The 21,653-nt window shown below is 70.0% G+C and carries 17 protein-coding genes, 1 rRNA gene and 1 pseudogene; 8 read left to right on the top strand and 11 right to left on the bottom strand.

The annotated features are described in order from the left end of the window. Both AB0D18_RS40500 and AB0D18_RS40495 read right to left on the bottom strand, forming a co-directional pair. Positions 1–87: pseudogene (locus tag AB0D18_RS40500) on the bottom strand (HAD family hydrolase); the annotation flags it as partial. Positions 88–202: 115 nt separating this feature from the next. Continuing rightward, the gene (locus tag AB0D18_RS40495; protein WP_362430724.1) at positions 203–712 is read right to left on the bottom strand and encodes a hypothetical protein; all 510 of its coding nucleotides are present in this window, start codon (positions 710–712) and stop codon (positions 203–205) included. Between the two features lie 335 nt (positions 713–1,047). Here AB0D18_RS40495 and AB0D18_RS40490 point away from each other — a divergent pair, with 335 nt between their 5' ends. Next, positions 1,048–1,479, top strand: coding sequence for an Rv3235 family protein (locus AB0D18_RS40490; RefSeq protein ID WP_362430723.1), 432 nt, complete (start codon positions 1,048–1,050; stop codon positions 1,477–1,479). A 132-nt stretch (positions 1,480–1,611) separates the two neighbouring features. Here the strand turns inward: AB0D18_RS40490 and secA are convergent, their stop codons facing one another. Then, positions 1,612–4,431, bottom strand: a complete 2,820-nt coding sequence (gene secA, locus AB0D18_RS40485; protein WP_362430722.1) for a preprotein translocase subunit SecA — start codon at positions 4,429–4,431, stop codon at positions 1,612–1,614. A gap of 280 nt (positions 4,432–4,711) precedes the next feature. Here secA and AB0D18_RS40480 point away from each other — a divergent pair, with 280 nt between their 5' ends. Next, a complete protein-coding gene (locus tag AB0D18_RS40480) occupies positions 4,712–5,320 on the top strand; it encodes a GNAT family N-acetyltransferase (RefSeq protein WP_362430721.1) in 609 nt (202 codons plus the stop codon). 9 nt (positions 5,321–5,329) lie between these two features. Continuing rightward, positions 5,330–6,505, top strand: coding sequence for a crosslink repair DNA glycosylase YcaQ family protein (locus tag AB0D18_RS40475; protein WP_362430720.1), 1,176 nt, complete (start codon positions 5,330–5,332; stop codon positions 6,503–6,505). Positions 6,506–6,545: 40 nt separating this feature from the next. Here the strand turns inward: AB0D18_RS40475 and AB0D18_RS40470 are convergent, their stop codons facing one another. From AB0D18_RS40470 to mtnA, 7 genes are all read right to left on the bottom strand, one after another. Then, complete coding sequence (locus tag AB0D18_RS40470) at positions 6,546–7,307, bottom strand: response regulator transcription factor (protein WP_362430719.1); 762 nt, start codon at positions 7,305–7,307, stop codon at positions 6,546–6,548. Positions 7,308–7,528: 221 nt separating this feature from the next. Further along, positions 7,529–8,224 carry a ribosome-associated translation inhibitor RaiA gene (gene raiA, locus AB0D18_RS40465; RefSeq protein ID WP_362430718.1) on the bottom strand — a complete coding sequence of 232 codons (696 nt, stop codon included), beginning with the start codon at positions 8,222–8,224 and terminating at the stop codon, positions 7,529–7,531. Positions 8,225–8,537: 313 nt separating this feature from the next. Then, on the bottom strand, positions 8,538–9,491 hold the full coding sequence (locus tag AB0D18_RS40460; protein WP_362430717.1) for a ComF family protein: 954 nt from the start codon (positions 9,489–9,491) through the stop codon (positions 8,538–8,540). Between the two features lie 104 nt (positions 9,492–9,595). Then, positions 9,596–11,563: an LpqB family beta-propeller domain-containing protein gene (locus AB0D18_RS40455; protein ID WP_362430716.1), complete on the bottom strand. Its 1,968-nt coding sequence runs from the start codon at positions 11,561–11,563 to the stop codon at positions 9,596–9,598. Beyond that, positions 11,553–13,793 (bottom strand): MtrAB system histidine kinase MtrB, encoded by a 2,241-nt coding sequence (mtrB, locus tag AB0D18_RS40450; protein WP_362430715.1) that lies wholly within the window; start codon positions 13,791–13,793, stop codon positions 11,553–11,555. The genes AB0D18_RS40455 and mtrB overlap by 11 nt, the downstream gene beginning before the upstream one ends. Before the next feature lies 1 nt (position 13,794). After that, positions 13,795–14,484, bottom strand: coding sequence for a two-component system response regulator MtrA (mtrA, locus tag AB0D18_RS40445; RefSeq protein WP_362430714.1), 690 nt, complete (start codon positions 14,482–14,484; stop codon positions 13,795–13,797). A gap of 4 nt (positions 14,485–14,488) precedes the next feature. Then, complete coding sequence (gene mtnA, locus AB0D18_RS40440) at positions 14,489–15,634, bottom strand: S-methyl-5-thioribose-1-phosphate isomerase (protein WP_362430713.1); 1,146 nt, start codon at positions 15,632–15,634, stop codon at positions 14,489–14,491. A 149-nt stretch (positions 15,635–15,783) separates the two neighbouring features. On the opposite strand from mtnA, the gene AB0D18_RS40435 reads away from it, so the two are divergent. The 5 genes from AB0D18_RS40435 to AB0D18_RS40415 are packed head-to-tail and all read left to right on the top strand — an operon-like array spanning position 15,784 to position 21,279. After that, positions 15,784–17,052, top strand: coding sequence for a glycerophosphoryl diester phosphodiesterase membrane domain-containing protein (locus tag AB0D18_RS40435; RefSeq protein ID WP_362430712.1), 1,269 nt, complete (start codon positions 15,784–15,786; stop codon positions 17,050–17,052). A 7-nt stretch (positions 17,053–17,059) separates the two neighbouring features. Beyond that, complete coding sequence (locus AB0D18_RS40430; protein ID WP_362430711.1) at positions 17,060–17,755, top strand: DUF4129 domain-containing protein; 696 nt, start codon at positions 17,060–17,062, stop codon at positions 17,753–17,755. Beyond that, the gene (locus AB0D18_RS40425) at positions 17,752–18,975 is read left to right on the top strand and encodes a DUF4350 domain-containing protein (RefSeq protein WP_362430710.1); all 1,224 of its coding nucleotides are present in this window, start codon (positions 17,752–17,754) and stop codon (positions 18,973–18,975) included. The genes AB0D18_RS40430 and AB0D18_RS40425 overlap by 4 nt, the downstream gene beginning before the upstream one ends. Further along, positions 18,972–19,958 carry a MoxR family ATPase gene (locus AB0D18_RS40420; RefSeq protein WP_362430709.1) on the top strand — a complete coding sequence of 329 codons (987 nt, stop codon included), beginning with the start codon at positions 18,972–18,974 and terminating at the stop codon, positions 19,956–19,958. The genes AB0D18_RS40425 and AB0D18_RS40420 overlap by 4 nt, the downstream gene beginning before the upstream one ends. 10 nt (positions 19,959–19,968) lie before the next feature. Then, entirely contained in the window at positions 19,969–21,279 is a 1,311-nt protein-coding gene (locus AB0D18_RS40415) for a DUF58 domain-containing protein (protein ID WP_362430708.1), read from the top strand. Positions 21,280–21,395: 116 nt separating this feature from the next. On the opposite strand, the gene rrf is transcribed toward AB0D18_RS40415, so the two are convergent. Beyond that, positions 21,396–21,512 (bottom strand): 5S ribosomal RNA (gene rrf, locus AB0D18_RS40410). Positions 21,513–21,653: the final 141 nt, after the last annotated feature.

Genomic DNA, 21,653 nt, shown 5'->3' with positions numbered 1-21,653 from the left:
CTCGAAGGCGGCGTTGGTCGCCCCGACGACCGCGCGGATGTCGTCGAGCAGTGTGCCGTTCCAGTCCCAGACCAGGTGCGTCCTCATGAAAGAACGGTACCCACAGGGTCTGACAAGACAGTCGCCCGGATGAAAAACACCAGGTCGTCCCAGGTCCTCCCGGTCCGGCCTGACCGTTCGCCCCGGCCGGGGCGAACGGAGGTCAGCCAATCAGTCCGGGAATCTCCTGCACCCCGAACCACAGCAGCTCGTGGTCCTCCGCCCCGTCCACCGTGAACTGTGCGTCATCGTCCCCGAGGTCCGCCGCCCCCAGCGCCGCCGCGGCGGCGCTCACGTCGTCCTTGGCGTCGTCGGCGTCCGCGTGCACCGCCCCGAACCTCTTCGCCGGTACGGATCCCTCGACCCGCACCTCACCGATCGCCCCGGCTTCCATGCCGCGTCCCTCCGGGTCCGCGGTCACCGCGCCGTCCGCCACGTCGACGGCGAGCACGACCCGGCGCCGCTCGGCCGCCGGGTCCCCCGCCACCAGTCGCAGCGAGGCCGCTGCCGCCCGGCCGAGCGCCGCGTACTCCAGCTCCTCGATGTCGTCCGAGACGTACCACTCGCGCAGCCCCGGTGTCACCGCGTACGCGACGAACGGGCCGGGTGCCAGCTCACCGGCCTTGTACGCCGCTGCGAGACCGGGAAGGGTCAGGGGTACGTAGACGCGCATGACTGCCGCTCTTCTCATCGGGGTCGTCGGGTCGTGGAGCTCTTCGGGACGGGCGCTTCGCCGGCCGAAAGGGCCCCCCGACAGGGCCTCAAGGATACGTTCCGGGTCCCCCATCGGGGCGGCGGTACCCCCTCGTTCCCGTCCACCCTGCGCCGCGCGCCCCCCACGCCCGCACGCGCCACCGGGCCCCGAGCCACTCTGATAGGTGATTTGCCGGCTCTCCCGCGGATGCCGCGCGCGCCCCTTGCCCGGCTGCCCGGTGACCCCGTACAAGATCCCCAAGCAGAAAGTTACCGTCCGGTATCCCACCGGCCAGGCAGAGCGGGGCGATCAGCATGAACAGGACGACGACGCGGCCCGGCAGCACCCGCGGCGACTCCAGCGGCCCCGGCCGCCAGAGCCCCGCCACGGCCGTGCGCAGGCAGCGTGTCCCGGCGACCCCGCAGCACCAGTTCGCGGAGCGCCTGCTCGCCGTGCTGAGCGGCGAGCGCCCCGCACACAGCATGCTCAACCTGATGTTCAGGGAGGCGTACGACCAGTTGCTGGAGCTCGCGCCGCGGACCCCGTTCCGCACCAGGGGCATCCGCCCCGTCGTACGCAGCTGCGGCGGCTTCCGGCCCCGGCCCGACGTCATCGAGGCCTTCGCCAGGATCGGGGCCGGCGAGCAGCTCCGCGCGATGGCCTTCCGCCTGGAACAGAGCGCCGACCGACGCTGGCGCTGCACGGCCATCGAGCTCGGCGGCGAGCGCGTACCGGCAGGGGTCTGACACGAGCCCGACGGCCCCTGAAACGCGCCCGGGCGCACACCCCGCAAGGGATGCGCGCCCGAACCGTACGAACCGGCGGAGCTACCGAGCTGCCGGAACTGCAGAGCCTGCGGAACTGCAGAGCCCGCGGAACTACTTCTTCCGGCGGCGCCCGCCCGTGCTCTTCTGCGCCTTGCGGCGCTCGGCGCGGGTCATCCCGTCCGACTCCGAGCGGGTCGGCCCGTCGGCCATGTTCTCGAAGTCGCCCTCGACGACCCCGCCCTCACCGTCCACGGTGGGCGCGGAGAAGTGCAGCCGGTCCGGCCGCTGCGGCGCTTCGAGACCCTTGGCATGGATCTCCGGACGCGCGACGCCTGCGGGCACCGCGTCCTCCTTGGTCAGCGAAGGACTGGCGTCCTTCACCGGAACCTCCTCGACCTGCTGCTCGACCTGGACCTCCAGGTTGAACAGGTAGCCGACGGACTCCTCCTTGATGCCGTCCATCATGGCGTTGAACATGTCGAAGCCCTCGCGCTGGTACTCGACCAGCGGGTCCTTCTGCGCCATGGCACGAAGGCCGATGCCCTCCTGGAGGTAGTCCATCTCATAGAGGTGCTCGCGCCACTTGCGGTCCAGCACGGACAGCACCACGCGCCGCTCCAGCTCGCGCATGATCTCCGAGCCGAGCTGCTTCTCGCGGTCCTCGTACTGCTCGTAGATGTCGTCCTTGACGGACTCCGAGATGAACTCCGAAGTGATCCCGGCGCGGTCGCCCGCCGCGTCCTCCAGGTCCTCGACGGTGATCTTCACCGGGTAGAGCTGCTTGAACGCGCTCCACAGGCGGTCCAGGTCCCACTCCTCGGAGAAGCCCTCGACGGTCTCCGCCTGGATGTACGCGTCGATCGTGTCGTCCATGAAGTGCCGGATCTGCTCATGCAGGTCCTCGCCCTTCAGGACGCGGCGGCGCTCGCCGTAGATGACCTCGCGCTGCCGGTTGAGCACCTCGTCGTACTTCAGGACGTTCTTGCGGGTCTCGAAGTTCTGCTGCTCGACCTGCGACTGCGCGGACGCGATCGCACGGGTCACCATCTTGTTCTCGATCGGTACGTCGTCGGGAACGTTGGCCATCGCCATGACGCGCTCGACCATCGCGGCCTTGAACAGCCTCATGAGGTCGTCGCCGAGCGACAGGTAGAACCGGGACTCGCCCGGGTCGCCCTGACGGCCGGAGCGGCCGCGCAGCTGGTTGTCGATACGGCGCGACTCGTGCCGCTCGGTGCCCAGCACGTACAGCCCGCCGAGCGCCTTGACCTCGTCGTGCTCGGCCTTGACGGCGAGCTCGGCCTTCTCCAGGGCGGCGGGCAGCGCGGCGGCCCACTCCTCGATGTGCTCCTCCGGGTCGAGGCCCTGCTGGCGCAGCTCCGCCTCGGCGAGGTCGTCGGGGTTGCCGCCGAGCTTGATGTCCGTACCGCGGCCGGCCATGTTCGTGGCGACGGTGACGGCACCCTTGCGGCCGGCCTGGGCGATGATCGGCGCCTCACGGTCGTGCTGCTTGGCGTTGAGCACCTCGTGCTGCACACCGCGCTTGGCGAGCTGCTGCGAGAGGTACTCGGACTTCTCGACCGAGGTGGTGCCGACCAGGATCGGCTGGCCCTTCTCGTGCTTCTCGACGATGTCGTCGACGACCGCCGCGAACTTGGCGACCTCGGTGCGGTAGATCAGGTCGGACTGGTCGATACGGACCATGTCCCGGTTGGTCGGGATCGGTACGACGCCCAGCTTGTAGATCTGGTGGAACTCGGCGGCCTCGGTCATCGCCGTACCGGTCATGCCGGACAGACCGTCGTAGAGGCGGAAGAAGTTCTGCAGGGTGATCGTGGCAAGGGTCTGGTTCTCGTCCTTGATGTCCACCCCTTCCTTCGCCTCGATCGCCTGGTGCATGCCCTCGTTGTAGCGGCGGCCGGCCAGCACACGGCCGGTGTGCTCGTCGACGATCATGACTTCGCCGTCGATGACGACGTAGTCCTTGTCCTTCTTGAAGAGCTCCTTGGCCTTGATGGCGTTGTTGAGGTAACCGACGAGCGGCGTGTTGACCGCCTCATAGAGGTTGTCGATACCGAGCCAGTCCTCGACCTTGGAGACGCCCGGCTCGTGGATGGCGACGGTGCGCTTCTTCTCGTCGACCTCGTAGTCGCCGGTCTCCTCGATGCCCTTCAGCGGGTTGCCCGGCTCGCCCTTCTTGAGGCGGGTGACCAGCTTGGCGAAGTCGCCGTACCACTTGGTGGCCTGGTCGGCCGGACCCGAGATGATCAGCGGCGTACGCGCCTCGTCGACCAGGATCGAGTCGACCTCGTCGACGATCGCGAAGTTGTGGCCGCGCTGGACGAGCTCGTCCTGGGACCACGCCATGTTGTCGCGGAGGTAGTCGAAGCCGAACTCGTTGTTCGTGCCGTACGTGATGTCGCAGGCGTACTGCGCGCGGCGCTCGGCGGGCGACATGTTGGCGATGATGCAGCCGACTTCCAGACCGAGGAACTTGTGCACCCGGCCCATCAGCTCGGAGTCGCGCTCCGCCAGGTAGTCGTTCGTCGTGATCAGGTGCACGCCCTTGCCCGAAAGGGCGTTGAGGTACGCGGGCAGCGTGCCGACGAGGGTCTTGCCCTCACCGGTCTTCATCTCGGCGACGTACCCGAGGTGCAGGGCGGCGCCGCCCATCATCTGGACGTCGTAGTGACGCTGGCCGAGGACCCGCTTGGCCGCCTCGCGGACGGTCGCGAAGGCCTCGGGCATCAGGTCGTCGAGGCTCTCGCCGTCGGCGTACCGCTGCTTGTACTCGTCGGTCAGGGCGCGCAACTCGGCGTCGGAGAGGTTGACGAAGTCCTCTTCGATGGAGTTGACCTGGTCCGCGATGCGGTGCAGTTTGCGCAGGATCTTGCCTTCGCCTGCACGCATGAGCTTGTTGAAGACGGACACTGAGGCTGGTCTCCTTGCCGGTCGGGCCTGTGCACTGGGTCGGTGTGACTTCTGGTCGGTACTGACTTTGGCGCGGGCACGGCAGGCGGGCCCCACCGCAACGGCCATCGTAAGCGAGGACTCAGCCGCCTCGGGAAGTCCGTCACTACGAAGGCACACCGGCATCCACAAGGTGCACGCACGGCACGCGTACAAGTTGAACGCACGGCATGCACCGAAGGTGCCGGGCACCACTCGAAAAGTGTTCGCCCACACCCCTTTCCCCGACCACAATCTGTTCATGGAACCCTTCGTGCTGACCACCGAGCGCCTCGAACTGCGGCCCTTCGCCGTCGACGACACGGACGAAGTGCTGCGCACCGTCCAGGACCCGGACATCCTTCGCTGGACGACCCTCCCTTCGCCGTACGAGCACAGGGACGCCGTCTTCTTCGTCGAGCAGATCTCCGGCGAGGGCCTGCGCACCGGCACCGGCTTCCACCTTGCGGTGCGCCCGCGCGGCGGCGGCCCGCTGCTCGCCGCGGTCGGCGTCGCCCTGCACCTGCTGCCCGGCACCTGGGAACTCGGCTACTGGACGGCGAAGCCTCATAGAGGACGCGGTTACCTCACCGAGGCGGCGACGGAGGTGATCCGCTGGACCTTCGCCACCCACGCCCTCGACCGGCTGCTCTGGCGGGCCGAGGTCGGCAACGAGCCGTCGCGCGCCGTCGCCCGGAAGCTCGGCTTCACCATGGAGGGCACGCAGCGTGCCGCCATGGTCCACCAGGGCACCGCACGCGACGCCTGGGTCGGCTCGCTGCTCCCCTCGGACCTGGGCCTGCCCGGCCTGCATCCGTACCTCCCGCCCGCGAGCCGGGCGCCGAAGTCCGATGTCAGTGCCGCCCTCTAGTCTTTCGACATGACCTTCCAGCCGCCCCCAGCCGTCGCTCTCTCCGCCGACGAAGCACGCCGGATCTCCTTGCGCGCGCAGGGTTTTATGGGTGCGCCGGACCGCCGCGCAGGGGTGCGGGGTGTGCTGCGGCACCTGGGCGCTGTGCAGCTCGACACAATCTCCGTACTGGCCCGCTCGCACGAGCTCATTCCGTACGCCCGGCTGGGCGCGGTGGACCGCCGGAAGGTCGAGTCCGCGTACTGGTCTCCCGACTCCGAGGCGGCGCACGCCTTCGAGTACTGGTCGCACGCCGCCTGCATCCTCCCCGTCGAGGAGTGGCCGCACTTCGCCTTCCGCCGCCGCGCCTACCGCTCGCGCCCACAGTGGTCCCACGAGCTGACGGCGGGCGCGTACGAGCGGGTGATCAAGCAGCTCCGCGCCGAAGGCGCCCTCACGGCAACGGAGTTGGGCGGCGCGAAGAACGGCGGGGAGTGGTGGGACTGGTCGGAGTCCAAGGTCGCCGTCGAGCGTGCCCTGATGTACGGCGACGTGGTCTGCACCCGGCGGCGCGGCTGGAAGCGGGTGTACGACCTGGCCGAGCGCGCGGTCCCCGCCGAGTTCCAGCACGACGACCTGACCGACTCCGAGTGCGTACGGCGGCTGGTCGCCCTCGCGGGCCGCTCACTGGGCGTCGGCACCCGGGAGGACATCTCCGACTACCACCGGCTGAAAAACGCCCAGGTGGACGCGGTGATCGCGGACTCAGGCCTGGTTCCGGTCGAGGTCGAGGACTGGGGGAAGCCCGCCTGGGCGGATCCCGAGGCCCTGGCCACCGCCCCGCGCGGCCGGCACCGCACGACGCTTTTGTCGCCCTTCGACTCCCTGATCTGGGACCGCCCGCGCACGGAGCGCATCTTCGGCTTCACGCACCGCCTGGAGGCGTACGTCCCCAAACCGAAGCGCATCCACGGGTACTTCGCGATGCCGCTGCTCTCGGGCGGCCGGCTGCTCGGACGCGCGGACCCGGCACGGGAGGGCACCACGCTGATCGCCCGTCAGGTCTCCCTGGAATCCCCGAAGGCCGTCCCCGCCATGGCGAAGGCCCTGTGGGAAGCGGCCTCCTGGGTCGGCTGCACAGAGGTACGGGTGGACCGCACCACCCCCGCCGAACTGCACCAACCCCTGCGGCAGGAGCTCGGCTAGCCGCGGAGTCAACGGGCGCCGGGGTCAACAGTCGCCGGGGTCAGCGGATTTCGAGGATCTTCTCGCGCATCGCGTAGACCACGGCCTCCATCCGGGAGTGCAGCTGCAGCTTCTCCAGGATGTTGCGCACATGGTTCTTCACGGTGTTCTCCGAGATGAACAGCTCCTTGGCGATGTCCCGGTTGTTCATCCCGGTGGCGACCAGCTTCAGCACTTCCAGTTCCCGGTCCGTGAGCCGGGGCGCCGGCACCAGCCTCCGCTCGTCGGAGCGCTGGATCATCGACTTGAACTCCGTCAGCAGCTTCGACGCCATCGACGGGCTGATCTGCGACTGCCCGTCCGCCACCGCCCGGATCGCCGTGGAGACCTCGTCCGTCGAGATCTCCTTCAGCAGATATCCCGTGGCACCGGCCTTGATCGCGTCGTAGAGGTCGGCCTCCTCGTCGCTGATCGTCAGCATGATGATCTTGGCGCTGGGGGCCACCTCCTTGATCGCGGTGCATGCCTCGATCCCGCCCCGCTTGGGCATCCGTACGTCCATCAGCACGATGTCCGGCAGCAGATCGGCCGCCTTGTCCACGGCCTCCGCCCCGTCCCCGGCCTCACCGACGACCTGGATGTCCTCCTCCTGGGCGAGAACGATCTCCAGCCCCCGCCGGAAGAGCGCGTGGTCGTCCACCACGAGAACCCTGATCGGCTCCTTGCGGGACCCGCCCACGTCCGTGTCCGTATCGGCATCGGCGACGCGGTCGGCGCCGCGGGCATGGCCGCCGCTCTGCACCGGACCGAAGCTGTCCGCCATCGTTCCTCCCCCTGAGGCCCCTGAGACCATGGCCCGAAGTTCATGTGCTGCGCCAACCACAGTCCGCAGAGCACCTCTTGACTTGCGGTGACATGATTCCATGCCCGTGCGACGGAGCGGCCTCTTCAGGACGCACACGAGGGTGCCCCCGGAGGCACACACGCTCTCCGGGGGCACCATCACCAGGTGGTACGGCGCGCGGGGCGCCGCCGCTCGGACGGTCAGCCGCCGAGTGCGCCACCCGCACCGCCGATTTCGGACTCGGCCAGCGGGTCCGTGTTCAGGTGGATGACTCCGTAGTCGTACGCATGCCGCCGGTAGACGACACTGGGCTCCTTCGTCTCCGCGTCGACGAAGAGGTAGAAGTCGTGCCCAACCAGCTCCATCTCGTAGAGCGCCTGGTCGAGCGACATGGGTGCGGCGACGTGGGTCTTCTCGCGGACCACCAGCGGTCCGTCGCCCTGTACTTCGAGCGAACCGATCTTCTTCGTGGGTACGGACGTGTCCGCCTCGGCGTGGTCCACGGCGAGTCGGCCGTCTCCGTCGATGACCGCCGCATCGGGCACCGTCGCGCCGACCTCTGCGGCGGACAGGCGGCCGGTGCCGCGGCGGGTGTGGCGCTTGTCGTGCTGCTTGCGCAGCCGCGCCTCCAGCTTGCCGGTCGCCAGGTCGAGCGCCGCGTACGCGTCGCCCGCCGACGCTTCTGCCCTGATGACGGGCCCTCGCCCGTGAACCGTGATCTCCACACGGTCCGAGCGGTCCGCCTGCCTCGGATTCGGCTCCTTGGACACCTCCACGTCGAGGCTGATCACCTTGCCGTCGAGCTTCTGGATCCTCTCCAGCTTGAGCTTCTCCGCCACGTGCTTGCGGAACCGCTCGGGTACCTCTGTCTTGCGGCCCTTGACGACGATGTCCACGCAGAACTCCGTTCCCGGATTGCTCCGCTCACTGGCGGAGCGTCTCCCTCTTGCACCAGACTCCGGTCAGTCCCGAAGTCTCGGACTTGGCGACTTCACCTCCTCCTCCCCCGTCGGGAAGATCCACACCCCCGAATTCTCGGGGTGCGAGGGAAAACCTGAAGCACGGCAGTGCAATAAGTGAGGCACAGCGACCGCTATTCCTCACTTCCGAACATAGCCCGCCCGGCCGGGTGATGGCACCCGCTACCGGTGCGTACCTCCGTTCAGGTGGTTTTTCCCTCTCACTACCTGCAACGATGCAAGTTCCCGTTCAGTTCCAGTTTATTTCGAAAGATATCGGCGGGGCCGCGACAACCGCAGCGACCGGACCCCGGATTCGGGTATTCCCAGGTCTTCGCCCCGTCGATCCCCACCCCGGCACTCGGCGTCCCCGTACGGCGCGTTCCGGTAATCCGTCCGGTGCCGCGAGCGCTCTGGCCGCCTCCACGAGCGACGCACCCGTGGTCATCAGGTCGTCCACCAGGACCACCCGGCCGCCCGCCAGCAGCCTGCGACCGCCCGCCACCACCTCCAGGGCCCCGGACAGGTTCACCAGCCGCTCCCGGGCGCTCAGGCCCGCCTGGTCGTCCACCGTGCGCCGCTGCCGCAGCACCGGCGCGACCCTGGCCGGCGTGCCGGTACGGCGCAGCTCGGCGGCGGCCGCCCGCGCGATCCGCCGCGCCGCATCGTGCCCCCGCGCGCCGACCGAACGCCGCGCGGACGGCACGGGCACCAGCACCAGCTCCTGTATCGCGTCCACTGCCGGACCGTGTACCCATCCGGGCCGGGGATACGCCACCCCCGCCCCACTCGTCACGCGGTCCGCAGCCCCGCCCACACCATCCACTGCCTCGTCCACGCCGTCCGCTGTCCCGCCCACGGCGCCCGCAGCCCCGCCCACGCCGCCTCGGGCAGAGCCGCGCACCGCGCTGCGTACCGCCCCCGCCAACGCCGCCCCGAGCGGCCGCGCCAGCCCCAGAGCGCCCCGTTCCTTGTGCGCGAGCAGCACCGCCCGCGGCGCGTCCTCGTACCGCGCCGCCGCATGGACGGCGGGCAGCCCCGGCGGTTCCGGCGCGGGCCGCACCCGCCCCGGCCGGCCCCCGTACAGCGCGCCCGCGCATGCCTCACACACTCCCGACGGTGCGCGCGGCCTGCCGCAGCCTCCACAGGCCACCGGCAGCACCAGACCGGCGAATTCCCGCCACCATCCCCGTAGTTCTCGCATGCCTCCACTGTGCCCACGGCGCCGAAGACCCCGCCACCCCTGTGGAAAACCTGCCGAAGGCCCTCAACTCCCTGTGGAAAACAGGGAGTCGGGGCCCCGATCCGCTACCCCGGATAGACCGGAAGCGACCCCTCCCGCGCCACCGTCTTCCAGTTGGCCCCCGGGTACAGACGGAGAACGCCGTCCTCCTGCGACTGCGCCAGCAGCGGGAACCGATCGACGTCCGACGCGGCGACGGCCGTCACCTGGTTGGCGCCGGGCAGCAGCCCCGCCGCCGATGTCGAGCCGTCGGTCTGGACGTACCGCATCTGCTGCACCCCGTCCTTCTCCCGGCCCACCACGACCAGCCTGCTGTGGCCGGCCCAGGACATGGCGGTCACCTGCTCCATCTGCGGTGCGCCGGACCGCAGTCCGACGACCTCGACCGTGCTGTCCTCCCCCGCTCCGCGGCGCTCGATCCGGCCCACCCGCAGCGTCTTGCGGTGCTTCTCGTCGACCACCAGCAGCGCGATGCGCACTCCGTCGGCCGACACCCGCAGCGAGTCGATGTACGCGCCGTCGAGGCCGTCGACCGTGATCTCTTCGGGCTTTCCGGTGCCGTCCACCATGCGCAGCAGTCGCCTCGCCTTCGGATCCCGGTCCGCGATCCACAGGTCGTTGCGGCTGCCCCAACTGGGTGCGGAGAGCGGTTCCTTGGTCTTGGCCCTGCTGGTGTACAGCGTGCTGGGCGTGCCGCTGCCGGCCGCCAGCGGGGCGACCTGCAGGCGGTGCCCGTCGGCCGACACTCCCGCGGCGTATCTCTCGTCCCGCGACACACCGACCGACTTCAGTTGCAGACCACTCCCGCCGAGCGCCCCCGGGACGGGCTTCGCCTCATTGGTGTCCACGTCGTTGGCGTCGTTGGGGATCCGTGTCAGACGCTGCTTGTCGTCCAGGAAGTACTGGAAGTCGGGGGTTCTGGTACTGCCGCCCGGGGCGTACGCACCGGCCTTGTCACCGGTGAGTACGCACTGCTGGGACTCCTCACTGTCCTCGATCTCCACCTGTTCGAGCCTCGACGTGGACGTCAGGTCCCGGAGCGTGAACAGCAGTTGGGCTGCCATTTCCAGGCAGCCCTTGGGATTGACGTTCGTCGCCTTCGCGTTGAGCGGCACCTTGAGCGAGTTCTGGTCGCCGATCGTCAGCGCCTTGACGCCGCCCTTGAGGGCGGCGCCGGTGGGGAAGCGCGAACTGACCACGTTCTTCAGCCAGTCGGACGGCCCGTCCAGCAGGGCCTTGACCGCCTGTGCCACCGGGTCCAGCCGGGTCTGCGGGTCGGTCCGCTTGCGTACGTACACGGGATCGGCGACGAGCCACCGTTCCTTGGGATCGTAGGTCGCCGAGTCCGACGCGAAGTAGTACTTGTTGACGGACCGGAAGATGCGCTGGAAGTCGGACTCACCGAGCACCAGCCCCTTCGGCGGTGTTTGGATGCGCCACTCGCCGCTGTCCGGCTTCTTGTCGGGACCCTTCTCCCTGATCAGGTGGAGCTTCTCGCTGTACTGCTTCTTGGCGGGCTGGTAGGCGCTCTGCTTGTCGAGGAGCGCGACCTGCCGTCCGGCGAGTACGTACGTCGCCCTGTTGTCCCGGACCGACGGCTCCTCCCTGCTCGGGCCTTCGTCCAGGACCGCGGTGGCCTCGCTCGGATTCCACTCTTTCGAGGCGCTCTTGGTCAGGTACTTACGGGCGGTGTCGAATCCGGGGTCATCGCTCTTCATCGCCTCCAGGAATCCTTCGACGATCTCGTCCGGCCTGGCCCCGGAGCGCGGCGGCACGCTGTAGACCCGCACCTGGGAGTCGACCGCCTGGGGGCCCTTGACCTCGCGTACGTCCCCGTGGTCGGGCATCGACCCGCAGCCCGCGGCGGTCAGCAGCAACCCGGCGGCCACCACGAGAACCGTCAGTTTCCGGCCACGCTCCCGGCCGCCACCTCTGCCGATGCCGCCACCTCTGCCAATGCCGTCGCTCCTGCCAATGCCGTCGCTCCTGCCGCTGTCACCGGTCCTGCCGCTGCCACGATGCTCAACGCCCACGCGGAATGTCCTCCCGGTCCATGTCCTGCGGCGCGCCCTTGCCCGTCGCGCGGCCGTCTCCGCCGTAGCCACCGCTGCCGTTGCGGTCGCTGCCGCTGCTGTCGCCACTTCCGCCGTCACTGTTGCCGTCGCCGCCGCCGTCACTGTGGCCGCCGTCGCCGTGACCGTCCCGCGGCTCGTCACCCGGCCGCCGGGACACCACCCGTGCACCGCTGCCGGGCAGCGCCGTCGGGTCCGCGGCAGGGGAGGCGGCCAACCGGGGCGGGGATATCGGTCCGGACTTCCGTTCTCCCGCCGGCTGTACGGGAACGGTGGCGAGCCGGGTGTTTCCGCTGCGCGAACCGGCTCCCGCCCGCGCCGCCTCCGCCACGCGCGCACGCGCGCGCCGCGAGTCCTCCGGCTCCAGCGGTATCGGCGATCCGCGCAACGGCTCGTCGACGGTGCGAGGCAGGGTCAGCCGGAACTGCGATCCGCCGCCCGGCTCGCCCCAGGCCTGGAGCCACCCGCCGTGCAGCCGGGCGTCCTCCACGGCGATCGACAGGCCGAGCCCGGTGCCGCCTGTGGTGCGCGCGCGTGCCGGGTCCGCCCGCCAGAAGCGGCTGAACACCCGGGTCGCCTCGCCGGGCTTCAGCCCCACGCCGTAGTCCCGTACGGCGACGGCGACAGCGCCGCCGGCCGCTCCCAGCCGTACCACCACGTCCCGTCCCTCGCCGTGCTCTACGGCGTTGACGAGGAGGTTGCGCAGCACTCGCTCGACCCGCCGGGCATCGGCCTCGACCACCACGGGCTGCTCGTCCCCGACCACCCGGACGATGCTTCCCTTGCGCTCGGCCAGGGGCTCCGCCGCGTCGATCACACGTCGTACGACCTCGCGCAGATCTATCGGCTCGGCCTCCAGGGCCGCGGCGCCGGCATCGAAGCGGCTGATCTCCAGCAGGTCGGCGAGCAATGACTCAAAACGATCGATCTGTCCGACCAGCAGCTCCGCCGAGCGGGCCGTCACGGGGTCGAAGTCTTCCTTGCCGTCATGGATGACGTCGGCAGCCATCCGTACCGTCGTCAGCGGTGTCCGCAGCTCGTGCGACACGTCGGAAACGAACCGCCGCTGCATCCGCGAGAGGTCCTCCAGCTGCTGGATCTTCAGCTGCAGGTTCTGCGCCATCTTGTTGAAGGCCTCGCCGAGGCGCGCGATGTCGTCCTCACCGGTGACCTTCATGCGCTCCTGGAGGCGACCCGCGGAGAGCCTCTCCGCAACCCCGGCGGCCATCCGGACGGGCGTGACCACCTGCCGTACCACCAGCCAGGCGATGGCCCCGAGCAGGACGACCACGAACAGCCCGGCGGTCGTCAGCGTGTTCTTGACGACCTTGAGCGAAGCCTCCTCCTGTGCCAGCGGGAAGAGGTAGTAGAGCTGGTACGGCTGCCCGCTCACGTCGTTCAGCCGCTTGCCCACGATCAGGCCGGGCTCTGACGGCTGCGCGTCGTTGCTGTAGACGATCCGTACGTACCGCTGGTTCGCCTCGGTGCCCTCGTCGACAGCGTCGCGCATGTCCTGCGGCACACTCGACAGAGGGTCGACACCACCCGAGGCGCGCGGTCCTGGCTGGCTGGTCTCCTCGTCGGACGCGGCGCTGAGCGCCACCACGTTGAAGGCCTTCTGGCCACCGCTGGCGAGCTGTTCCACCAGGTCGGAGCGCCAGTTCGCGGCATTGCGGCGGTCGGACTTGTGGTCGGGGCTCTCGCCCTCCTGGCTGCCCTGGTCCGCAGGGGCGCTGGCCCGCTCCTGGGCCGCGGCGAAACCGCCGCGGGCCTGGTTCTGTGCCGCCTCCACCTTCGAGTTGAGCAGCCCGTTCTTCACGGCGCTGATGACGACGAAGCCGAGCAGCAGCACCACACCGAGCGACATCAGCAGGGTGGCGGCAACCACCCGCAGCTGGATGTTGCGCCGCCACAGCCGTACGGCCGGCAGCAGCGGGCGCCGCACCAGCCGTACGACGAGACGCAGCACAGGACCGCCGGGCGCCCCGTCCTGGAGCAGCCGGCCGCCCTGGAGCAGCCGGCCGCCCTGGAGCAGCCGGCCGGCCCGGGACGTACGACGCCCGGGACGACCGGAAGCACCGGGTCCAGGACCGGCTCCCGAGTCGGACCCAGGTCCGGGCCCCGGTCCTGCAGCCCGCTCCGTACGGCCTCCCGGCTCCCCGGGCTTCGGAGCAGCGCTGCCTCGGTTCATGTCAGCTCGGTCCGGCCTTGTAGCCGACACCGCGCACGGTCACGACGATCTCCGGCCGCTCCGGGTCCCTCTCGACCTTGGACCGCAGCCGCTGCACATGGACATTGACCAGCCGGGTGTCCGCGGCATGCCGGTACCCCCAGACCTGCTCCAGCAGCACCTCGCGGGTGAACACCTGCCAGGGCTTGCGGGCCAGTGCGACCAGCAGGTCGAACTCCAGCGGGGTCAGTGCGATCGACTGCCCCTCCCGCTTCACCGAGTGACCGGCCACGTCGATGACCAGGTCACCGATGGCCAGCTGTTCCGGCGCGGGCTCCTCCGACCTCCTCAGCCTCGCCCGGATCCGGGCGACGAGCTCCTTGGGCTTGAACGGTTTGACGATGTAGTCGTCGGCGCCGGACTCCAGCCCGACCACCACATCGACGGTGTCGCTCTTCGCCGTGAGCATGACGATCGGCACTCCGGACTCGGCCCGGATCAGCCGGCACACCTCAATGCCGTCCCTTCCGGGCAGCATGAGGTCCAGCAGTACCAGGTCCGGCTTGGCCTCCCTGAACGCAGCCAGCGCTTTGTCACCGTCGGCGACGAACGACGGCTCAAAACCTTCTCCACGCAACACAATGCCGAGCATCTCGGCGAGTGCGGTGTCGTCGTCAACTACAAGAACGCGACCTTTCATAAACGCCATCATCCCATTAGCTCATCGTTGCCCGTCGTGACCTGGCACACAGCTCCGCGAGAGCGGCCCCGGTCACCGGTGAAACGACGCCCTCCTCGGTGACGATCGCCGTCACCAGATCCGGTGGCGTCACGTCGAAGGCCGGGTTGTACGCCTGCGTCCCGAGCGGTGCCACCGCCAGTCCGCCGCCTCCTTCCGCACCCGTCGCCAAGGACCCCGCGGTGAATTCCGTCACTTCCAGCCCGGACCGCTGCTCCACCTCGATGGCCGCCCCGTCCGCCGTGTCCAGATCCACCGTGGTCAACGGCGCGACCACGAGGAACGGCACGTGGTGGTACTTGGCCAGCACCGCGAGCGGATAGCTCCCCACCTTGTTCGCCACCGAACCGTCGGCCGCGATCCGGTCCGCCCCGATCAGCACCGCGTCCACCTCGCCCGCCGCGAACAGCGAACCCGCCGCGTTGTCCGTGAGCAGGGTGTACGCCATCGAATTGCGCGCCGCCTCGTACGCGGTGAGCCGCGCCCCCTGCAGCAGCGGCCGCGTCTCGTCCACCCACAGCCGCCGCAGCCGCCCCGCCCGGTGCGCCGCCAGGGCCACGGCGAACGCCGTGCCCTCGCCGCCGGAGACCAGCGCCCCGGTGTTGCAGTGGGTCAGGATGCGATGACTGCCGCCGGGCAGCAGCTCGTCGAGGAACGCAAGCCCGTGCCCGGCCATCGCCGCACTGGCCTCGGCGTCCGCCCGGTGCAGCTCCCTGGCGGCATCCAGCGCCGCCGCGGCAGCTCCCTCGTCCCCCACCCCCTTCTCCAGCGCCGCCCGGTACGCCCCGACCGCCCACCGCACTCCGTATCCGAGGTTGACCGCGGTGGGCCGCGCGCCCGCCAGCAGCGCAGCCGCGTCGTCCACGTCGAACCCGCGTCTGGCGGCGAGCGCCACCCCGTACGCACCGGCGATGCCGAGCAGCGGGGCGCCCCGTACCGCCAGGGTCTGTATCGCCTGCACGAGGGCGGGCACGTCCGTACAGACCAGCTCCACTTCTTCCGCCGGCAACCGGGTCTGGTCGAGGAGCACCAGCACCGGCCCCTCGGGCGGCTCCTCCCATCGCAGCGAGGGCAGTGCGGACGGTTCTGCGCCCACCGTGCTGTGTGCGTCCTGATCAGCCATCCGCCCAGTCTGCCCCGTACAGCACCGACAATTGAAGGTGCCGAGGGGAGAGAGCGCATACGGGGGCCGGTCCGCCGGTGCACCTCCCATGGCACGATGGCTGCCAACCTGCCGCCGCACACGCGGACGGGCACCGTGAAGGAGCGACGATGAATGACTCTCCGGGCTGGGCCTCGCCCGGACCCGCCCCCTCCGACGGCCGTCCCCCGGAGAGCTCCGGGACCTCCGAGCCTGCCGACGAGCGGCCCGCCGGCCAGGCACCCGCCTCGAAGTGGTCGAAGGAACAGCCCCCCGCAGGCCAGTGGTCCGCGCCGGGCACCGCTGCGCCGCGCAGTCACGCCCAGACCCCGCCCCGGCAGGGCTGGAACGGTGCGCAGCAGGCCGGCGGTTGGGGTACGCCCCCGGGCCCCGGCGGCTGGGGCGGCCTGCCGCCCGCCGCCAAGCCGGGCGTGATCCCGCTCCGCCCGCTCGGCGTCGGCGACATCCTCGACGGCGCCGTGTCCACGATGCGTGCCCACTGGCGCACGGTGCTCGGCGTGACGGTCACCATCGCGGTCCTCATGCAGATCGCGGAGGTCCTGGCCCAGCGCTATCTGCTGCCCGAACCGATCACCGTCGACCCGAACGCCGACCCGACGGAGGCCGCGCGCCAACTCGGCGAGTCGCTGCAGAGCACCCTGATCAGCTTGGGCCCGAGCACCTTGATCGGCCTCATCGGCACGCTCTTCACGACGGCGCTGCTCACCATCGTGGTCAGCCGGTCCGTGCTCGGCCGCCCGGTGACTCTCGCCGACGCATGGCGCGAGGCCAGGCCCCGGCTGGTCCCGCTGCTCGGCCTCACCCTGCTGTTCCCCCTCGGCGCCATCGCGATCATGGCCGTGGGTCTGGTGCCGGGCATCCTGATCGGCTCCGCCGGCGGTGCGGTACTCGCCGCACTCGGCGGGCTCGCGACGCTCGTCGTCGCCATCTGGCTGATTGTCCGCTTCTTCCTCGCTCCCCCGGCGCTGATGCTGGAGCGTCAGGGCATCGTCCAGTCCCTGCGCCGCTCGGCGAAGCTGGTCCGGGGTGCCTGGTGGCGGGTCTTCGGCATCATGCTGCTGACGATGCTCCTGACCTTCGTCGTGGCGTTGATCATCGGGATGTTCTTCGGCTTCATCGCCGTGCTCGTCGACGGCGACGGCATCGGCAACCTCCTCAAGGGCGCCGACCCGAACTTCGGCTGGGGCTTCCTGATCATCAACAGCATCGGAGCGGTGATCGCCTCCTCCATCACCTACCCGCTCACCGCCGGGGTGACAGTTCTGCTCTACATCGACCAGCGCATCCGCCGCGAAGCCCTCGACCTGGATCTCGCCCGCGCTGCCGGCCTCCCCGGACACGGCACCGAACAGCCCACCGACCAGACTCCAAGGAGCTGATGCACCGGTGTCGGTGACGGGGGACACTGCCACGACGCTGCTGCGGGTACGCACGGCCGACGACCCTCCCGTGGACATCCCGCGCATCCCGGCCCGCGAGGCCGCGGAGCGCGAACTGTCCCACCCGATGTACCACGAGAACGACCCCAACCTCCTCCAGCGCGCCCTCGACCGCCTCTGGGAGTGGATCGGCAACCTCTTCGACGCGGCCTCCGGAGCAACGCCCGGAGGCACGCTCGGCCTGGTCGTCATCCTCGTGGTCGCCGCCCTGCTGATCCTCGGCCTGTGGTGGCGGCTCGGTACCCCGAGCCGTACCCCCGCCTCCCCCGCCTCCCTCTTCGACGACGGCCCGCGCAGCGCCGCCGAACACCGCACCGCCGCCGAGGCACACGCCTCCGCCCGCCGCTGGAACCCGGCAGTCCAGGAACGGATGCGCGCCATCGTCCGCTCCCTCGAAGAACGCACCCTCCTCGACCCACGCCCCGGCCGCACCGCCGACGAGGCCGCCGCCGACGCCGGCCGCACTCTGCCCGGCCACGCCGAACGCCTGCACGCCGCCGCCCGCTCCTTCGACGACGTCACATACGGCGACCGCACCGCCGACGAGCCCGCATACCTGCGCCTGCGCGAACTGGACCTGGACCTGGACCGTACGAAGCCGTCCCTGGCCGGCATCTCCGCGCCCACCGGAGCTGCCGAATGACCAGCACCCCGGCCCCGCCCTCCACCTCGGTCTCCCCCACTCCCCTCCAGGTGTGGAAGCGCACCCGCGGCCTGCTCCTCGTCCTCGGCGTCCTCCTCACCGCGGGCTTCGTCATCGCCTTGCTCCAGTCCGGCGAGCAGCACGGCCGGCTCGACCCCCGCTCCGCCGACCCCCAGGGCAGCCGCGCCGTCGCCGAACTCCTCAAGGACCGCGGCGTCTCCACCCGCGTCGTCACCACCCTCGCCGAAGCCACCTCTGCCACCGGCTCCGACACGACCCTCCTCGTCACCTCCCCGAACCTCCTCACCCGGTCCCAGCAGACCCAGCTCCACCACGCCACCGTCACCTCCGGCGGCCGTACCGTCCTTGTCGCCGCAGGAAGCCCTTCGGTCCCCACTCTCGCCCCAGGCGTACGCACCGCGCCGACATCGGCACCCGTCACCGCCCGCGAACCCCGCTGCACCCTGCCCGCGGCAACCACCGCCGGCGCCGCGGAACTCGGCGGCTTCCGATACACCACCGACGCACCTCACGACGCCTGTTACCCCGTCGAAGGCCGCCCCTCCCTGCTTCGCCTCAGCGCCCCCACCGCCGGCGACACGGTCCTCCTCGGCGCCCCCGACCCTCTCCACAACGAGCGTCTCGCCCAACAGGGAAATGCCTCGCTCACCCTCCAACTCCTCGGCTCCCGACCCCATCTGGTCTGGTACCTCCCCTCCCTCGACGACCCGTCAGCGAGCAATGCCACCGGCCCCGACGGCGAACCCCACTCCAGTGGCGACACCACCAACGATTTCCTCTCCCACGTCCCGCCCGGCTGGCTCTGGGGAACTCTCCAACTCGCCCTGGCCGCCGTGCTCGCCGCCCTGTGGCGTGCCCGACGCCTCGGCCCCCTCGTGACCGAACGTCTGCCCGTCGCCGTCCGCGCCTCCGAGACCACAGAAGGTCGCGCCCGCCTCTACCTCAAGGCCAACGCCCGTGACCGGGCCGCCTCGGCTCTGCGCACCGCCACCCGCACCCGCCTCGCCTCCCTCCTGGGTGTCCCGTCCGCCCTCTCCCACTCACCGGCCACTCTCCTCCCGGCCGTCTCCTCCCGCCTCCCCCACACCGCCAGAGATCTCAACTCCCTCCTCTTCGGCCCCACCCCGTCCGACAACGCCGGCCTCGTCCGCCTGGCAGACGAACTCGACGCCCTCGAAAGAGAGGTCCGCGCCTCATGAGCGCCCAGCCCGCAGAGATCCCCGCCGAGACCCCCGACAGCGCCCGCGCCTCCCTTGAGGCCCTGCGTGCCGAGATCGCCAAGGCCGTGGTCGGCCAGGACCCGGCGGTCACCGGCCTCGTCGTCGCCCTCCTCTGCCGCGGCCACGTCCTCCTCGAAGGAGTCCCCGGCGTCGCCAAGACCCTGCTGGTACGTGCCCTGGCCGCGTCCCTCGAACTCGACACCAAGCGCGTCCAGTTCACCCCCGACCTGATGCCCAGCGACGTCACCGGCTCCCTGGTCTACGACGCCCGCACCGCCGAGTTCTCCTTCCGGCCCGGCCCGGTCTTCACCAACCTCCTCCTCGCCGACGAAATCAACCGCACGCCGCCCAAGACCCAGGCCTCTCTTCTCGAAGCGATGGAAGAACGCCAGGTCACCGTCGACGGCGTCCCTCGCCTCCTGCCCGACCCCTTCCTGGTCGCCGCGACCCAGAACCCGGTCGAGTACGAGGGCACCTACCCTCTCCCCGAAGCCCAGCTGGACCGCTTCCTCCTGAAGCTCACCGTCCCTCTACCCGATCGTCAGGACGAGATCAGCGTCCTGACCCGGCACGCGGAAGGCTTCAATCCCCGGGACCTCGAAGCAGCGGGCGTACGTCCCGTCGCCGGCCCCGCGGACCTGGAAGCCGCCCGGTCCGCCGTCGCCAAGACCTCGGTGTCGCCCGAGATCACCGGCTATGTCGTCGATATCTGCCGTGCCACCCGTGAATCCCCCTCGCTGACTCTCGGCGTCTCCCCGCGAGGCGCCACCGCTCTGCTCTCCACCGCCCGCGCCTGGGCCTGGCTCACCGGCAGGGACTACGTCATCCCCGACGACGTGAAGGCGCTGGCCCTCCCCACACTCCGCCACCGCATCCAACTTCGCCCAGAAGCAGAGATGGAGGGTGTCACCCCCGACTCCGTCATCACCTCCGTCCTCGCCCACGTCCCCGTCCCCCGCTGAGCCGGCGACCATGGCCCTCACCGGACGAACCGCACTGCTCGCGGCCCTCGGCTCCCTCCCAGTCGGCATCCTCGCGCCGAACTGGGCGGGGATCCTCGCGGTGAACGCACCCCTCACACTCGCAATTCTGTGCGACTACGCTCTCGCCGCGCCAGTGCGAAAGCTCCAATTCACCCGAACCGGTGACACATCCGTTCGACTCGGAGAAACCGCCACAGTCCAGCTCGCCGTCACCAACCCTGCTCCGCGCCGCCTGCGCGCCCAGTTCCGCGACGCCTGGCCGCCCAGTAGCTGGAATCCAGGCACCGAGTTCGCCGCCTCCCGCCACACGGTGACGATTCCGTCCGGCGAACGCCGCCGTCTCACCACGGTGTTGCGTCCCACCCGCCGAGGCGATCGCCAGGCGCAGCGCATCACCGTCCGCTCGTACGGACCCCTGGGTCTGGCCACCCGTCAGGGCAGCCACGAGGTCCCGTGGACCGTGCGCGTCCTGCCTCCGTTCACCAGCCGGAAGCACCTGCCTTCCAAGCTGGCCCGGCTACGTGAACTTGACGGCCGCACCAGCCTGTTGACCCGCGGCGAGGGCACGGAGTTCGACAGCCTCCGGGATTACGTGCCTGGCGACGACACCCGTTCCATCGACTGGCGCGCAACCGCCCGCCAGAACAAGGTCGCGGTCCGCACCTGGCGCCCTGAACGCGACCGCCACATCCTGTTGGTCCTGGACACCGGCCGCACCTCAGCAGGCCGCGTGGGCTATGTCCCCCGCCTTGACGCCTCCATGGATGCAGCCCTGCTCCTGGCAGCCCTGGCTTCACGTGCCGGTGACCGGGTGGACCTCCTTGCCTACGACCGCCGTACGCGCGCCCAGGTCCAGGGCCGATCGGCAGGCGAGCTCCTGCCCGCCCTGGTCAACGCCATGGCCTCGCTGGAACCGGAGCTGGTCGAAACCGACACCCGCGGCCTCACTGCTACGGCTCTGGCCTGTGCTCCCCGCCGGTCTCTCGTCGTCATCCTGACCAGTCTCGAAGCTGCTCCGGTAGAAGAGGGCCTTCTGCCCGTCCTCTCTCAGCTCACCCAACGCCACACGGTCCTCGTCGCTTCGGTGGCCGATCCCCGCATTGTGGAAATGACCGCTGCCCGGGGCTCGGCCGAGTCTGTCTACGAAGCCGCAGCCGGCGCACAGGCCCAGGAACAACGCCAACGAACCGCAGAGAAGCTCAAGCGCCACGGAGTCTCCGTCGTGGACGCCACCCCTGACAACCTGGCTCCCGCCCTTGCCGACGCCTATCTCGCTCTCAAGGCAGCCGGCCGCCTCTAGCGTTGCCCGTCAAAGCGGTCCCCGAAAGGAATCCACTCAGACAACGCCGGAAAAGGCCCTTGAACGCAGAAAAGCCCCGCACCAGTTTCCTGGTGCGGGGCAATCCCACAATAATTGTTCGGCGGCGTCCTACTCTCCCACAGGGTCCCCCCTGCAGTACCATCGGCGCGGAAAGGCTTAGCTTCCGGGTTCGGAATGTAACCGGGCGTTTCCCTAACGCTATGACCACCGAAACACTATGAAATTTGAACACTGGATGACGACACAGCCGTTCGTTATTTCAGAACTAACACAGTGGACGCGAGCAACTGAGGACAAGCCCTCGGCCTATTAGTACCAGTCAGCTCCACCCGTTACCGGGCTTCCACATCTGG

Origin of the sequence: Streptomyces sp. NPDC048442, assembly GCF_040651475.1 — a bacterium.
In the GTDB taxonomy this organism is placed as follows: Bacteria; Actinomycetota; Actinomycetes; order Streptomycetales; family Streptomycetaceae; genus Streptomyces.
Note: the sequence above shows the minus strand (reverse complement) of the source record. Positions and strands in the feature narration are given on the sequence as shown.

What these genes read in the sequence shown, in the direction of transcription:
- AB0D18_RS40460 (WP_362430717.1), bottom strand. Translation starts at nt 9,491, where the DNA reads ATGCGAGAACTACGGGGATGGTGGCGGGAATTCGCCGGTCTGGTGCTG.
- mtnA (WP_362430713.1), bottom strand. Translation starts at nt 15,634, where the DNA reads ATGGCTGATCAGGACGCACACAGCACGGTGGGCGCAGAACCGTCCGCA.
- AB0D18_RS40435 (WP_362430712.1), top strand. Translation starts at nt 15,784, where the DNA reads ATGAATGACTCTCCGGGCTGGGCCTCGCCCGGACCCGCCCCCTCCGAC.
- AB0D18_RS40420 (WP_362430709.1), top strand. Translation starts at nt 18,972, where the DNA reads ATGAGCGCCCAGCCCGCAGAGATCCCCGCCGAGACCCCCGACAGCGCC.
- AB0D18_RS40475 (WP_362430720.1), top strand. Translation starts at nt 5,330, where the DNA reads ATGACCTTCCAGCCGCCCCCAGCCGTCGCTCTCTCCGCCGACGAAGCA.
- AB0D18_RS40480 (WP_362430721.1), top strand. Translation starts at nt 4,712, where the DNA reads ATGGAACCCTTCGTGCTGACCACCGAGCGCCTCGAACTGCGGCCCTTC.
- AB0D18_RS40470 (WP_362430719.1), bottom strand. Translation starts at nt 7,307, where the DNA reads ATGGCGGACAGCTTCGGTCCGGTGCAGAGCGGCGGCCATGCCCGCGGC.
- mtrA (WP_362430714.1), bottom strand. Translation starts at nt 14,484, where the DNA reads ATGATGGCGTTTATGAAAGGTCGCGTTCTTGTAGTTGACGACGACACC.
- AB0D18_RS40495 (WP_362430724.1), bottom strand. Translation starts at nt 712, where the DNA reads ATGCGCGTCTACGTACCCCTGACCCTTCCCGGTCTCGCAGCGGCGTAC.
- AB0D18_RS40490 (WP_362430723.1), top strand. Translation starts at nt 1,048, where the DNA reads ATGAACAGGACGACGACGCGGCCCGGCAGCACCCGCGGCGACTCCAGC.
- AB0D18_RS40425 (WP_362430710.1), top strand. Translation starts at nt 17,752, where the DNA reads ATGACCAGCACCCCGGCCCCGCCCTCCACCTCGGTCTCCCCCACTCCC.
- mtrB (WP_362430715.1), bottom strand. Translation starts at nt 13,793, where the DNA reads ATGAACCGAGGCAGCGCTGCTCCGAAGCCCGGGGAGCCGGGAGGCCGT.
- AB0D18_RS40415 (WP_362430708.1), top strand. Translation starts at nt 19,969, where the DNA reads ATGGCCCTCACCGGACGAACCGCACTGCTCGCGGCCCTCGGCTCCCTC.